Source organism: Sulfitobacter sp. HNIBRBA3233, assembly GCF_040149665.1.
GTDB classification, from domain to species: Bacteria; Pseudomonadota; Alphaproteobacteria; order Rhodobacterales; family Rhodobacteraceae; genus Sulfitobacter; species Sulfitobacter marinivivus.
The window spans coordinates 480,067-492,084 of the sequence record NZ_JBEFLP010000001.1 but is presented as its reverse complement, the minus strand read 5'-3'; the positions used below and the strand labels follow the sequence as shown (position 1 = coordinate 492,084).

Here is a 12,018-nt window from a genome sequence, read left to right as displayed (position 1 = left end):
CTTGAAGAAAAGGACATAAACCATGGCCGCAAAACCATTTTTCCGCCGCCGCAAGGTCTGCCCGTTCTCGGGCGACAACGCACCGGCGATCGACTACAAGGACACACGTCTGCTGCAACGCTACATCTCTGAGCGTGGCAAGATCGTCCCATCCCGTATCACCGCAGTCTCGGCGAAAAAGCAGCGTGAACTGGCCCGTGCCATCAAACGCGCCCGCTTCCTTGCCCTGCTGCCCTACGCCGTCAAGTAAGGAGTAAAGCACATGCAAGTCATTCTTCTCCAGCGTGTGGCGAAACTGGGCCAGATGGGCGATGTCGTCGACGTCAAACCCGGCTACGCACGCAACTATCTGCTGCCCCAGCAAAAGGCCCTGTCCGCCTCCAAGGCGAACATCGAAGCCTTCGAACAGCAGAAAGCCCAGCTTGAAGCGCAGAACCTTGAGAGCAAGAAAGAGGCCGACGCGATGGCCACGAAGCTCGACGGGCAGCAGTTCATCGTGATTCGCTCCGCTTCCGACGCGGGCGCGCTCTACGGCTCCGTCACCACCCGTGACGCCGCCGATGCCGCGACCGAAAACGGCTTTACCGTCGACCGCAAGCAGGTCGTCCTCGGCGCGCCGATCAAATACTTGGGCGTTCACGAAGTCAAAGTCGTGCTGCACCCCGAAGTCGAAGCCACAATCGAGCTGAACGTTGCACGTTCGCCCGAAGAGGCCGAGCTTCAGGCATCCGGCAAGTCCATTCAGGAACTGGCCGCCGAAGAAGAAGCAGCCGCGGAATTCGAAATCCAGGAACTGTTCGACGATATCGGTTCGGCACAGCTCGACGAGCTGGAAACCGAAGTGGAACAGGAATCGGGCGAGCCTGCCGTTCAGGAAAAAGCGGAACTCGACGCGAAACTGGACGACGAAGACAAATAATTCCGGTCACAAGCCGGAAAACAGACGCCGCGCGGGATACCGCGCGGCGTTTTGCGTTTCCATGGGCAAAGTGGCGCCGAGCCCTTGGCATCTTCCCGCCACTGCCAAAATGCGCGGCTTGCCCGCGATTTTGGCGCTGCATAGTCTCCGCGGCAGCATAAACGTCCCGGAGCGTCCCCGATGCCTGCCCTTTCCCGTCGCCATTTCGTCCTGGGCCTGTCCGCCCTGCCCCTGTCCGCCTGCAGCGCCGCGCCGACAGCCACACCGCCCACCCCCAGAAGCGCGCTGCCCTTGCACCCCAATGAAACGCCCGAGCTTCGCTCGAAGATCAACTACTGGTCGGATTTCTACGACCTGCCGCGTCCGCTGGTGCACCGCCTTGCCATCCGCGAAAGCACCCACAACCCCAAAGCCCGCAACGGCCCCTATTACGGCCTGCTCCAGATCCTGCCCGCCACTGCCCGATCCATGGGCTTTCAGGGCGCGCCGACGGATCTGCTCGATGCGGACACCAATCTCAAATACGCCCTGAAATACCTGCGCGGCGCGTGGCTGCTGTCGGACGGGGATCACGGCACCGCCATCAAGTGGTACGCCCGCGGCTATTACTACGAGGCCAAACGGCGCGGGATGCTTGTCGAGACCGGCCTGCGCAAGTCCTGATCCGGCGCGGGCGGCCACGGCCGTCAGATCGTCCACAACCCCACCGCAAACGAAAAAGGCCCCGCCGATCCGGCGAGGCCCCTTCATCATCGCGTAACCGCGTGACTTATTCTTCGTTTTCCAGCTCTTCGACCGCTTTCTGAAGCTCTTCTTTCGAGACTTCCTTCTCGGTCACCTGCGCCTGCTCGACCACGTGATCGACGACCTTGTCTTCGAAGATCGGCGCGCGCATCTGCTGCTGCATCTGCTGGTTTTGCTGAACGAATTCAAAGAACTGGCGCTCCTGACCGGGGTACTGGCGCGCCTGGTTCATGATCGCCTGTGTCATCTCGGCGTCGGTCACCTGGATTTCTGCCTTCTGGCCAAGCTCGGCCAGCAGCAGGCCCAGACGTACACGGCGCGCGGCAAGCTCCTTGTGCTCGTCCGTGGGCTCGATCTCGGGGTGGTCGTGGCCCTCGACGTCGGGGTTTTCCTCGTGCCACAGCTGGTGGGCAATCTGGCTCGCTTCGGCGTCCAGCAGCGACGGCGGCAGATCGAAGCTGACCATCTTGTCCAGCTCGTCGAGCAGCGCACGCTTCATCACGGCGCGCGACGCGCCCAGATATTCGGCTTCCAGACGTTCGCCGATCTGTGTCTTCAGCGCGGCCAGATCCTCGGCCCCGAACTTCGTGGCCAGCTCGTCGTTGATCTCGGCGGCGACGGGTTCTTTCACGTCCTTGATGGTGCAGGAAAACACGGCTTCCTTACCGGCAAGGTGCTCGGCCTGATAATCGTCGGGGAAGTTGACGGTCACGTCTTTTTCTTCCTCGGCCTTCACGCCAACCAGCTGCTCTTCGAAACCGGGGATGAAGGAGTTCGACCCCAGCACCAGCGGATAATCCTCGGCAGAGCCGCCTTCGAAGGCTTCGCCGTCAACCTTGCCGACGAAATCCATCACGACCTGATCGCCGTCTTTCGCCTTCGAGCCTTTCTTGCGGGATTTGAAATCCTGCGCGGTCTCGGCGAGGTTTTCGAGCGCTTCGTCGATCGACGCGTCGTCGGCCTTCACCACCATTTTCTCGAGCTTGATACCGCTCAGATCCAATTCTGGGATCTCTGGCAGCGCCTCGTAGGTCATTTCGACCTCGACATCGTCGCCCTCTTTCCAGTCCTCGTTGGTCATCTTGACCTCGGGCTGCATCGCGGGGCGGTCGCCGCTGTCTTCGAAGTGCTTGGACATGGCGCCGTCGATGCTTTCCTGCATCGCTTCGCCCATGACGCGCTGGCCGAACTGCTTTTTCAGCAGTGCCATCGGCACCTTGCCCTTGCGAAAGCCCTTCATTTCAACGTCCGGCTGCGCCTCGGCAAGCTTTTCGTTTACCTTGGCGTCCAGCTCATCCGCCGTCAGCGTGATGTGATAGCCGCGTTTCAAACCGTCGTTCAGCGTCTCTTTGACCTGCATGTGTGCTCCATCGCGTTCGGCCGCGCGCATTCCGCGCGGGTCATAAATTTGTGGTCTTCTATTGGCCGTGGACCTTACGTGCAAGGGCGTTTCGCGCGCCTTGCCCGCAGCCTCACATTCCCAGCGCTTCCTTGTACATTTCCAGCACCGCCTCTTCCTCGGCGATGTCGTCGGGCTCGCGCTTGCGCAGCGCGATCACCTTGCGCAGAACCTTCGTGTCGTAGCCACGCGATTTCGCTTCGGCCATGACTTCCTTCTGCTGCTCGGCAAGGTCTTTCTTCTCGGCGTCCAGACGTTCGATCCGCTCTACGAACTGGCGCAGTTCATTGGCGGTCACGCGGTAATTCGCGTCGCCCGCATCCTCGGTCGGGGTGGGGTTGGTGCTGAAATCGCTCATCGCGCGGCTCCTGTCGGTATAGGGTCAGGGCGTCTGACTACATGCCGCTTGCCGCCCTCGCAAGCGGCACTTGCCGGTGGGTCGGGATTATCATACTCAAGCGCCATGGAAACCGTACCCTCCCCCCTTTTCGAGACGCTGATCTGGGTCGGCACCGGCATATCCCTGCTCGGGTTGGTCGGTCTGGTCTACTGCATTCTGCGCGTCAGCCGCGCGAAACGCGCCAGCCTGCCCGACGAAGAGATGCGCGCCGAGCTGCGCCGCGTCGTGCCGATCAACCTCGGCGCGCTGTTTCTGTCGGTCATCGGGCTGATGATCGTCATCGTCGGCATTTTTCTGGGTTAGGATCTTTCGACCGTCACGACCGTGCCGCACCATAGCGCGGCGCCCCACCGCAAAGGAAAACCCATGGATATCAGACAGCTTTCCCCGACATATTTCGTTGGCCCCCAGATCGAACCCGCGATGATGGATGCGCTCAAGGCCCAAGGGATCACGCGTATCCTGTGCAACCGCCCTGACGCCGAAGTGCCCGCCCCGCTCGGTGCCGCCGCGATGCGCACGGCGGCCGAGGATGCGGGGCTGGAGTTTGCGGTTCAACCGCTGACGCACCAGACCATGACCGAAGAGGTGATCGCCCATAACCGCGACATCGGCGCGGACAAGGACGGGGTGACCTTCGCCTATTGTGCGTCGGGAACGCGGTCGTGCATCGCCTGGGCGCTTGGACAGGCCGGCAAGATGAAGGCCGACGACATCATAAAAGCAGGGCGCGAGGCGGGCTATGACCTCGAACCGATGCGCGATCACCTGACCAAGGCCGAAGGCTAGGCCAGCGCGCGCCGCGCGCCCGCGACCGGACGTGATACTGTGCAGCGATTGTGATCGGGAAAATCCGGTCGCCGCAAGCTGCTGTATCGAAGAGCGCAGGCATGGGGACCGGTCAGGCTGACGCCTGCCTGCGCCGTTCGACCCCGCCCGCGTGCGCGGGCCCCTTGCGTCCGGCAGGCACACCGGCGTCGTCCTGCGGCATTTCCAGATCCGACATGTCAGGCATTGCATCCAGATCGCCGAACGGATCGGCACCGCGTTTCGCCGGCGGCTCCGGCCGCCCCGCTGCATCGCCCGCAGTCACATCGGGCAGATCCAGCCCGTCGCGATCGGACGCGCGGCGGCGCGGATGGATGTGCGGCTGCTGCCTTTGCTCCAGCTGGACCGCGCGGCACCCGTCCAGCTGGCCCAGCGTGCCGCGGCTGATCATCCGTCCATTCGCATCGAGCACGAGGCTCTGGCCCAGCGACGTCACATCCAGCGCGACGAAATCCCCGACCTGCCAGCCCGATATGCGGTTCAAGGGCAGCGTGAGCTGCGTCAACGCGACTGTCAGTTCGGCATTCAGCCCCAGCACGTTCTGAGAGAACGTCGGCACAGCGCCTGCATCGGGCAGCGCGTCGTCCTCCGGCGGGGCCGGCTGCGCCGGTGGCGGTGGCGGCAAAACCAGGTCGAGCGTGCCACTGACCGTTCCACCGGCAAGGTCCAGCGTCAGCGTGTAGGATTGGTATTCCGGTGCATCCAGCGACAGGCACGCCTCGCGCGGGGAACCGGCCCACAGGCCAAAGCGGTATCCCGCAACCAGCGCACGGTCGTCGGCCTTCTCGGGCATCTCGGCGGATTGCCGCAGCAGCGCCTCTACGAATGGTGCGCAAAGCGCCGCATCGGTCGCGGTGTGCGGGCGTGGCTCCTGCCCCTCGGGGGGCGCCGTGATGCGACCCATGGTTTGCTGCTGGATCAGCGCGGTGACCAGTTCGGGCGAGAGCACGGCAAGTGCGGCACGGCCCCCCGACCCCTCCATCAGCAACAAGAGCGAGGTTTGCTGCAGCGATTTTTCCAGACTCGCCCCGTCGCGCAGCGACTGCGTCAGGCCGATCACGCTCAGCGCGAGGTCCAGATGCGCATCCGCCGTTCGGGCAGCAGTCAGCCGCAGCGCGCGGCCAAGCGTCATTGCCCGCGCGGCATAGCTTTCGCGCCCCGCTTCGGCCTTGCGGCGGACGAGGGAGGTGATCTTTTTTGCACTCATCTGTGTCGCCACCCGCCCCCTTGCTGCCTGCACCGTTCAACGCGCGATCCGAAGACCTGCCGCACACCGGTCTAGCAAGGCAATGGTTAATGGCCGATTTAAGCGCGCAACAAACCCGCGTCTGCCACTGTCGTCGCCGCCGCGCGCGGCAGGCTGACCTCGAAAGACGCGCCGCCCGCACCGGGCACATAGCGGATGCCCCCGCCCAGCCGTGTCACGATCTCGCGGCAGATCGCCAGACCAAGCCCCGCGCCATCGCCCGCCCCGCTGCCTTCGGCAAGGCGCGCGAATTTCTCGAACACCAGCGACTGCGCCTCGTCTGGGATGCCCTGGCCGTTGTCGGTAAAGCGGATGGTGACGACATCGCCCTGCCCGCCCACCGATATCGACAGCGCGGGCGTGTCGGCGGCGCAGTATTTCACGGCGTTGGTGATCAGGTTGATGAACACCTGCGCCAGCCGGTCGGGATCGGTCAGCAGGTCGACCCGCTCGCGCGCAGGGTCGCGGTGCAGCACGATCCGGCTGTTGTCGCCGGCGGTGGCGGTGGTAATCGCATGGTCGAGCACTTCGGCAAGGCTGGTCTGGCGCAGGTTCAGCGTGACCTGCCCGTTCTCCAGCACCGACAGATCCAGCAGATCGTCCAGCAGCCGCGTCAAACGGATGGTTTCGGAGTGGATGATCGACGCATAGCGCGTCTTTTCCTCGTCGCTCAGGCCACCGGTATCGCGCAGGATTTCCGAAAACGCGCGAATCGAGGTCATCGGCGTGCGCAGCTCGTGGCTGATCTGGCTGAGAAAACTGTCCTTTTGCAGCGAAAGCTGTGTCAGCTTTTCGTTTGCGCGGCCGAGCTGGCGGGCGGTTTCGGTCAGCTCCTGCGATTTCTGCTCCAGCTGGCTTGAATATTCGAGGATCTGGGCGGATTCGTCCGCCACCGCCAGAAGATCCTCGACCGATACCGACTGCCCGCCGCTGATCTGGCTGATCATCGCATGGGCTGTCGCCGCCCCGACGGACGCGGCCAGCTCGCGTTCGAGCCGGACAACGAAATCCGCCGAGGGGCGCGGGAGCTGCCCCGACATCCCCTGACGCGCGGCCTCGCTGGCGAAGAAGGCCTGCGCATCGGGCGCCCCAAGGATACGCTGCGACATGATCATCAGGTCCTCGACCTGCCCCGCGGTCGCACGGGGGGGCCGTGCGTATTCGGCGCCCTGCTGCATCACGTTCACGAATTGCGCCCCCTGCAACCGCTCCAACGGGTGCGGAAAACTGAAACAGGACACCGCGACAAAGACCAGCGTGTTCAGCGACAGGCTCCACCAGACCGCGTGCACGGTGGGGTCCAGCCCCTCGATCCCGAACAGCGCCTGCGGACGCAACAGCCCAAGCCCCAGCAGGCCGTTCTCGAACACGCCCGTGCTCAGAACGGCGTCGGTGCCGAAACTGGGCAGCAGCATCGTGAACATCCACAGCGCAAAGCCGGTGCACAGCGCGCATATCGCGCCCAGCCGTGTGGCCCCGCGCCAGAAGATACCGCCCAGCATGGCGGGCAGAAACTGCGCGACCCCGCCGAAAGAGATCAGGCCGATGGCCGCCAGTGCCCCCGACCCGCCGGACGCGCGGTAGTAGAAATACCCCAAGGAGATGATCAGCAGGATCGACAGGCGCCGCGCGTTGATGACGACCTTGCGCACATCGCCCGATTGCTGCGCCCCGCCCTCGCGCAGATAAAGCCAGACCGGCATGACGATATGGTTCGACATCATCGTCGACAGCGCCAGCGTGGCCACGATCACCATCGACGTGGCCGAGGAAAAGCCGCCCAGAAACGCCAGCGTGGCAAGGCCGTTCTGCCCCTCGCTCAGCGGGACGGTCAGAACATAGAGATCGGGGTTCGCGCCCTCGGGCATCAGGCCCAGACCGATCACCGCGATGGGCACGACGAATAGGCTGATCGACATCAGATAGAGCGGAAACGCCCAGCTGGCGGTCTGCAAATGCCGCTCATCATCGTTTTCGACCACCATCACCTGAAACATCCGCGGCAGACACAGGAAGGCCGCAGCCGACAGCATGATCAGCGCCGACCAGCGGCTGCCACTGGTCTGCCATGTCCCGATGGGCGATGCGTCGATCCGCGCGAAGGTCTCCGACAGGCCGCCCGCCACGCCCCAGACGACAAAGATCCCCACCGCCAGCAAGGCCACCAGCTTGACCACCGCCTCGACCGCGACAGCGATCACCACGCCGTGGTGGCGCTCATTCGCGTTGAGGTTCCGGGTGCCGAACAGCACGGTAAAGAGAACCAGACCTCCGGCAAGCCAGAACGCGGCCTGCGCGTTGTTCAGCACCGGCGCGCCGCCCTGTTCCGACGGGGCCGCGAAGATCGACAGCGACAGGACCACCGATTGAAGCTGCAAGGCGATGTAGGGCGTGACGCCGATCACCGCCATGACCGTCACCATGATCGCCAGCACATTCGATTTACCGTAGCGCGCCGAGATCAGATCCGCGACCGATGTCACCCGCTGGCTGCGGCCGATCCGCACCAGCCGCCGCAACAGCCACCACCAGCCGATCATCACCAGGCTCGGCCCGAGGTAGATCGTGACATACTCCAGCCCCGACCGCGCCGCGTATCCGACCGCGCCGTAAAAGGTCCAGCCGGTGCAGTAGATCGACAGCGACAGCGTATAGACCAAAGGCGAGCGCAGCAGCCAGTTGCCGCGCCCCCGGACCGCAGCCCTTTCGGCCAGAAAGGCCACCACGAACAGCCCTGCCACATAGACAAGGCAGACCGCGACCAGCTGGTTCAGCGAGACCATCAGTCGACCCCTCCCTCCGGTCCGCGAATGCGGCGCCAGAGGGCGAATGTGGCCGTGATCGCCAGGATCCACACGGCAAAGACATAGCGCAGCGCCGAGGACATCGCCGTGCGGCCCTCCTCATCCTGCGGCCACAGCATCGGGACAAGAACCCACAGGACCGCACAGAGCAGCGGCAGGAAGCGCACGATGTCCATGATCCGCCGCTGCCTGTAGCTGCGCCTTTCCAGAAACAGCGGCCGCTCGCCCATCAGCTGGGCTGCCCCGATGTCAGCTCGTGGACGGCCGAGAGCATTTCGGCGTTCGAGAAGGGTTTCGCCATGAACCGGTTCACCCCCGCCTGCATGGCCATTTCACGATCCCTCGCCTGCCCGCGCGCGGTCAGCATCAGCACCGGCAGGTCCGCCAGATCGGCGTCCGCGCGCAAATCGGCCAGAATCTCGAACCCCGTCCGGCCCGGCAGCATCACATCCAGCATCACCAGATCGGGCCGTGTCGCGCGGATCGTCTCGGCCGCGTTGGTGCCGTTTGCAAGCGTCTGAACACGCCAGCCCTCGCGCCCCAGCAGGAAACGGATCGCCTCGGCGATGTTCGTCTCGTCCTCCACCAACACCACATGCTTGGTCATGCGCGTGTCCTCCCCCCGGTTATACGACCGGCCGCTGCGGTCTGCTGCCCCATGCGTCCGGATCTTCGCGGCCACGATGCACCCGTTTTGAGGTCCTGTCAAAACAAGCGGGCCTTGCCTGTCAGCCAGACAGGATCGACGGCTCGCGGCGCGCGGTACAGCCTTCGCGCGGGCAGATCCGGCAGCTTGCCCCCATCGCCCGTACCGGCCGCTCGCGTCCGCCCGCTGCCGCGGGCAGCAGCAGCATCACACCGCGGGTCAGCGCCGGTGTGTTGTAATCGGGCGCGGCCTGTACGTCCGTGACCGCAAAGGCATCGAATTCGACCTGCCCGCGCCCCAACTGGCCGATTCGTTCGCGCAGCACGGTTCCGGGGGCCGACAGCGCGCCGAACAGCGGCCAGAGCGGGCAGCAGCTGTCGAACTGGGGGACCGAAAAGCCGTCGATGGACTTGCGGAATATCACGGTGCCCGACCGGTCGCAGACAACCAGACCCGCCGACAGCGACGCCACCGACGCCATGCGCCGCAGCACGACAACCACCGGCACCCCCAAGGTGCGCGCAAGTGCGACCGGATCGGGCCCGAGATCCCCGATGGCATCCGTAAGCGCCGCGAGCGGCACAAGTGCGGCATCACTGCGGATCTGCCCTAGCACGCCGCGCAGGGTAAAGGCCGCGGCCTCGCTCAGCGGTATGTCCGCGCCCTCGATCAGGCTTGCGACGGCATCGCCCGCGGTGCCTGCCTCAAGCGTCGGGAAATGAAAGGCATGCGCCTCCAGAAACCTCTCGACCTCGTCTTGCGGGGTGACCGTTTCTTCGGCGGCCTGCGGATCCTGTTCGAGGTAATGCACCAGCGACTGCGCGCTTGCGGCAAGCCTGCTGCTGTCCGCGCCGATATTGGCGTGGAACCGGTCGAGCCATTCCCGCTCCAGCGTCTCTTCACCGGCGAGAATCTCCGCCGTGGACCGGACGGCGGCGGCCGTGGAGAGCAATTCGTGCATCGACGCGGCCAGATGCGGGTCGTGGGACATCCGGTCGCTCATGGTTTCGACCGTGCGCTCCAGCGCAGCGATCCGGCGCTGCGATGCGGCGAGCGCTTCGGCCCAGCCCGGAAAGCGGCCCGCGAAAGCCTCGGCGCGGTTGATGTCGGCATCCGGCAGATGCGCGGCGAGTGCCGCCTCGCGCAGCGTGCCCAGCAACGCGGCCTCCGCCCCTTCGGTCAACGCCTGCGGTTCGACATCCAGCGCATCGGCCAGCGACAACAACAGCTTGCCGCCGATCTTGCGCCGATTGTGTTCGATCAGGTTGAGGTAACTCGCAGAAATTCCGATGCGGCGGGCAAGCTCCGCCTGCTTGAGCGACAGCATCACCCGCCGCTCGCGGATGCGGCTGCCGGTCTGCGCCTCAGCCGACATGCGCAACCCTGACGGTATTGTTGTCCGAAAACAGACGCTTTCTGCGGTGCAACAACATGAAATTTACAAATCCCGCATTTTCCATGTGGATTTATTTACAAACAAATCGTTTCGGTCAAGTGACTTATTGCGAATACACCAGACCCTCGCAATACTGCCCCTGCACAAGATGTGCCTGCGTCAACGACCGCTAAGAACGTCGGGACGCGTGTTTGACAAATTTCGGGAGGACTTCCATGTCAATTTACAATCCGACACGGCGCGGACTGCTCAGAACCGGCGCGATTGCCGGTGCCAGCCTCGCCCTGCCCACGTATCTGCGCGCCGATGCGCATACCGGCTTTACCAACGCGCCGCAGGGCGACACGGTCACGCTGGGCTTCAACGTGCCACAATCGGGTGCCTACGCGGATGAGGGCGCGGACGAGCTGCGCGCATTCGAACTCGCGGTCGAGCACCTGAACGGTGGCGGCGACGGCGGCATGTTGCAGACGTTCAGCTCCAAGGCCCTCGAGGGCAACGGTATCATGGGCAAGAAGGTCCAGTTCGTTACCGGTGACACCCAGACCAAATCCGACGCCGCACGCGCATCGGCCAAGTCGATGATCGAAAAAGACGGCGCCGTGATGATTTCCGGCGGCTCGTCTTCGGGCGTGGCCGTGGCCGTTCAGGCTCTCTGCCAGGAGGCCGGCGTGATCTTCATGGCGGGTCTGACCCACTCCAACGACACAACCGGCAAGGACAAGCGGGCCAACGGCTTCCGCCACTTCTTCAACTCCTACATGTCCGGTGCCGCGCTGGCGCCCGTTCTGGCCAATGCCTACGGTACCGACCGCAAGGCGTATCACCTGACGGCGGATTACAACTGGGGCTACACAACCGAAGAGGCCGTGCGCTCCTCGACCGAGGCCATGGGCTGGGAAACCGTCAACTCCGTGCTGACACCGCTGACACAGACCGATTTCTCGGCCTATATCGCGCCGGTGATCCAGTCGGGCGCGGATGTGCTGGTGCTGAACCACTACGGCGGCAACATGGTAAACTCGCTGACCAACGCTGTCCAGTTCGGCCTGCGCGACAAGGAAGTGAACGGCAAGAAGTTCGAAATCGTCGTGCCGCTCTACTCCGAGCTGATGGCACGCGGTGCGGGCCAGAACATCAAGGGCATCTTCGGTTCGCAGAACTGGGACTGGAAACTCGAGAACGAACTGGGCGCGCGCTACACCGGCACCAACGCCTTCGTTCAATCCTTCGGCGAGAAGTACGGCTTCCCGCCAAGCCAGGCGGCGCACACCTGCTACGTGCAGACGATGCTTTATGCCGATGCGGTCACACGTGCGGGATCGTTCAACCCCTGCGCCGTGGTCGAGGCGCTCGAAGGCTTCGAGTTCGACGGTCTGGGCAACGGCCCGACACTCTACCGTGCCGAAGACCACCAGTGCTTCAAGGACGTTGTCGTGGTGAAGGGTAAAGAGAACCCTGAGAACGAATTCGACCTCGTCGAAATCGTCGAAGTCACACCCGCCGAGCAGGTGACCTACGCACCAGACCACCCGCAGTTCTCCGGTGGCAGCCTCGGGTCTTGCAACGCCGGCGCCTGAGGCGCTTCACATCTGAACAAGGCGGAGGGCGACGCGCGTCGCCCTTCGTCCCTCCC

13 protein-coding genes are annotated in these 12,018 nt (G+C 64.2%); 6 read left to right on the top strand and 7 right to left on the bottom strand.

The window, feature by feature from the left end:
- The first annotated feature begins 22 nt into the window (after window positions 1-22).
- The 3 genes from rpsR (at window position 23) to ABMC89_RS02375 (ending at window position 1,582) form a co-directional block, all read left to right on the top strand.
- Window positions 23-250 carry a 30S ribosomal protein S18 gene (rpsR, locus tag ABMC89_RS02385; RefSeq protein WP_005852865.1) on the top strand — a complete coding sequence of 76 codons (228 nt, stop codon included), beginning with the start codon at window positions 23-25 and terminating at the stop codon, window positions 248-250.
- Between the two features lie 12 nt (window positions 251-262).
- Window positions 263-919, top strand: coding sequence for a 50S ribosomal protein L9 (gene rplI / locus ABMC89_RS02380; protein WP_349564805.1), 657 nt, complete (start codon window positions 263-265; stop codon window positions 917-919).
- 180 nt (window positions 920-1,099) lie between these two features.
- Window positions 1,100-1,582, top strand: coding sequence for a transglycosylase SLT domain-containing protein (locus ABMC89_RS02375; protein ID WP_349564803.1), 483 nt, complete (start codon window positions 1,100-1,102; stop codon window positions 1,580-1,582).
- 106 nt (window positions 1,583-1,688) lie between these two features.
- On the opposite strand, the gene tig is transcribed toward ABMC89_RS02375, so the two are convergent.
- Window positions 1,689-3,023, bottom strand: a complete 1,335-nt coding sequence (gene tig / locus ABMC89_RS02370) for a trigger factor (RefSeq protein ID WP_349564801.1) — start codon at window positions 3,021-3,023, stop codon at window positions 1,689-1,691.
- Window positions 3,024-3,135: 112 nt separating this feature from the next.
- Window positions 3,136-3,420, bottom strand: coding sequence for a DUF2312 domain-containing protein (locus ABMC89_RS02365; protein WP_349564799.1), 285 nt, complete (start codon window positions 3,418-3,420; stop codon window positions 3,136-3,138).
- A 105-nt stretch (window positions 3,421-3,525) separates the two neighbouring features.
- On the opposite strand from ABMC89_RS02365, the gene ABMC89_RS02360 reads away from it, so the two are divergent.
- The gene (locus ABMC89_RS02360; protein ID WP_349564797.1) at window positions 3,526-3,765 is read left to right on the top strand and encodes a hypothetical protein; all 240 of its coding nucleotides are present in this window, start codon (window positions 3,526-3,528) and stop codon (window positions 3,763-3,765) included.
- Between the two features lie 63 nt (window positions 3,766-3,828).
- A complete protein-coding gene (locus ABMC89_RS02355; protein WP_349564795.1) occupies window positions 3,829-4,251 on the top strand; it encodes a protein tyrosine phosphatase family protein in 423 nt (140 codons plus the stop codon).
- Window positions 4,252-4,363: 112 nt separating this feature from the next.
- Here the strand turns inward: ABMC89_RS02355 and ABMC89_RS02350 are convergent, their stop codons facing one another.
- From ABMC89_RS02350 to ABMC89_RS02330, 5 genes are all read right to left on the bottom strand, one after another.
- A complete protein-coding gene (locus ABMC89_RS02350) occupies window positions 4,364-5,497 on the bottom strand; it encodes a FliM/FliN family flagellar motor C-terminal domain-containing protein (protein ID WP_349564793.1) in 1,134 nt (377 codons plus the stop codon).
- A gap of 98 nt (window positions 5,498-5,595) precedes the next feature.
- Window positions 5,596-8,319, bottom strand: a complete 2,724-nt coding sequence (locus ABMC89_RS02345; RefSeq protein WP_349564791.1) for an ATP-binding protein — start codon at window positions 8,317-8,319, stop codon at window positions 5,596-5,598.
- Window positions 8,319-8,570, bottom strand: a complete 252-nt coding sequence (locus ABMC89_RS02340; protein WP_349564789.1) for a hypothetical protein — start codon at window positions 8,568-8,570, stop codon at window positions 8,319-8,321. The genes ABMC89_RS02345 and ABMC89_RS02340 overlap by 1 nt, the downstream gene beginning before the upstream one ends.
- Window positions 8,570-8,947, bottom strand: a complete 378-nt coding sequence (locus ABMC89_RS02335) for a response regulator transcription factor (RefSeq protein ID WP_349564787.1) — start codon at window positions 8,945-8,947, stop codon at window positions 8,570-8,572. Before ABMC89_RS02335 ends, ABMC89_RS02340 begins: the two co-directional genes overlap by 1 nt.
- Before the next feature lie 121 nt (window positions 8,948-9,068).
- Window positions 9,069-10,361 (bottom strand): helix-turn-helix domain-containing protein, encoded by a 1,293-nt coding sequence (locus ABMC89_RS02330; RefSeq protein WP_349564785.1) that lies wholly within the window; start codon window positions 10,359-10,361, stop codon window positions 9,069-9,071.
- Window positions 10,362-10,597: 236 nt separating this feature from the next.
- Between ABMC89_RS02330 and ABMC89_RS02325 the strand changes: the two genes are divergently transcribed.
- Window positions 10,598-11,962, top strand: coding sequence for a substrate-binding protein (locus ABMC89_RS02325; protein WP_349564783.1), 1,365 nt, complete (start codon window positions 10,598-10,600; stop codon window positions 11,960-11,962).
- Window positions 11,963-12,018 lie beyond the last annotated feature (56 nt).

Bases quoted from the DNA above. Each gene is read 5' to 3' on its own strand.
- rplI (WP_349564805.1), top strand. From the start codon at position 263: ATGCAAGTCATTCTTCTCCAGCGTGTGGCGAAACTGGGCCAGATGGGC.
- ABMC89_RS02355 (WP_349564795.1), top strand. From the start codon at position 3,829: ATGGATATCAGACAGCTTTCCCCGACATATTTCGTTGGCCCCCAGATC.
- tig (WP_349564801.1), bottom strand. From the start codon at position 3,023: ATGCAGGTCAAAGAGACGCTGAACGACGGTTTGAAACGCGGCTATCAC.
- rpsR (WP_005852865.1), top strand. From the start codon at position 23: ATGGCCGCAAAACCATTTTTCCGCCGCCGCAAGGTCTGCCCGTTCTCG.
- ABMC89_RS02335 (WP_349564787.1), bottom strand. From the start codon at position 8,947: ATGACCAAGCATGTGGTGTTGGTGGAGGACGAGACGAACATCGCCGAG.
- ABMC89_RS02340 (WP_349564789.1), bottom strand. From the start codon at position 8,570: ATGGGCGAGCGGCCGCTGTTTCTGGAAAGGCGCAGCTACAGGCAGCGG.
- ABMC89_RS02365 (WP_349564799.1), bottom strand. From the start codon at position 3,420: ATGAGCGATTTCAGCACCAACCCCACCCCGACCGAGGATGCGGGCGAC.
- ABMC89_RS02325 (WP_349564783.1), top strand. From the start codon at position 10,598: ATGTCAATTTACAATCCGACACGGCGCGGACTGCTCAGAACCGGCGCG.
- ABMC89_RS02375 (WP_349564803.1), top strand. From the start codon at position 1,100: ATGCCTGCCCTTTCCCGTCGCCATTTCGTCCTGGGCCTGTCCGCCCTG.
- ABMC89_RS02350 (WP_349564793.1), bottom strand. From the start codon at position 5,497: ATGAGTGCAAAAAAGATCACCTCCCTCGTCCGCCGCAAGGCCGAAGCG.
- ABMC89_RS02360 (WP_349564797.1), top strand. From the start codon at position 3,526: ATGGAAACCGTACCCTCCCCCCTTTTCGAGACGCTGATCTGGGTCGGC.
- ABMC89_RS02345 (WP_349564791.1), bottom strand. From the start codon at position 8,319: ATGGTCTCGCTGAACCAGCTGGTCGCGGTCTGCCTTGTCTATGTGGCA.
- ABMC89_RS02330 (WP_349564785.1), bottom strand. From the start codon at position 10,361: ATGTCGGCTGAGGCGCAGACCGGCAGCCGCATCCGCGAGCGGCGGGTG.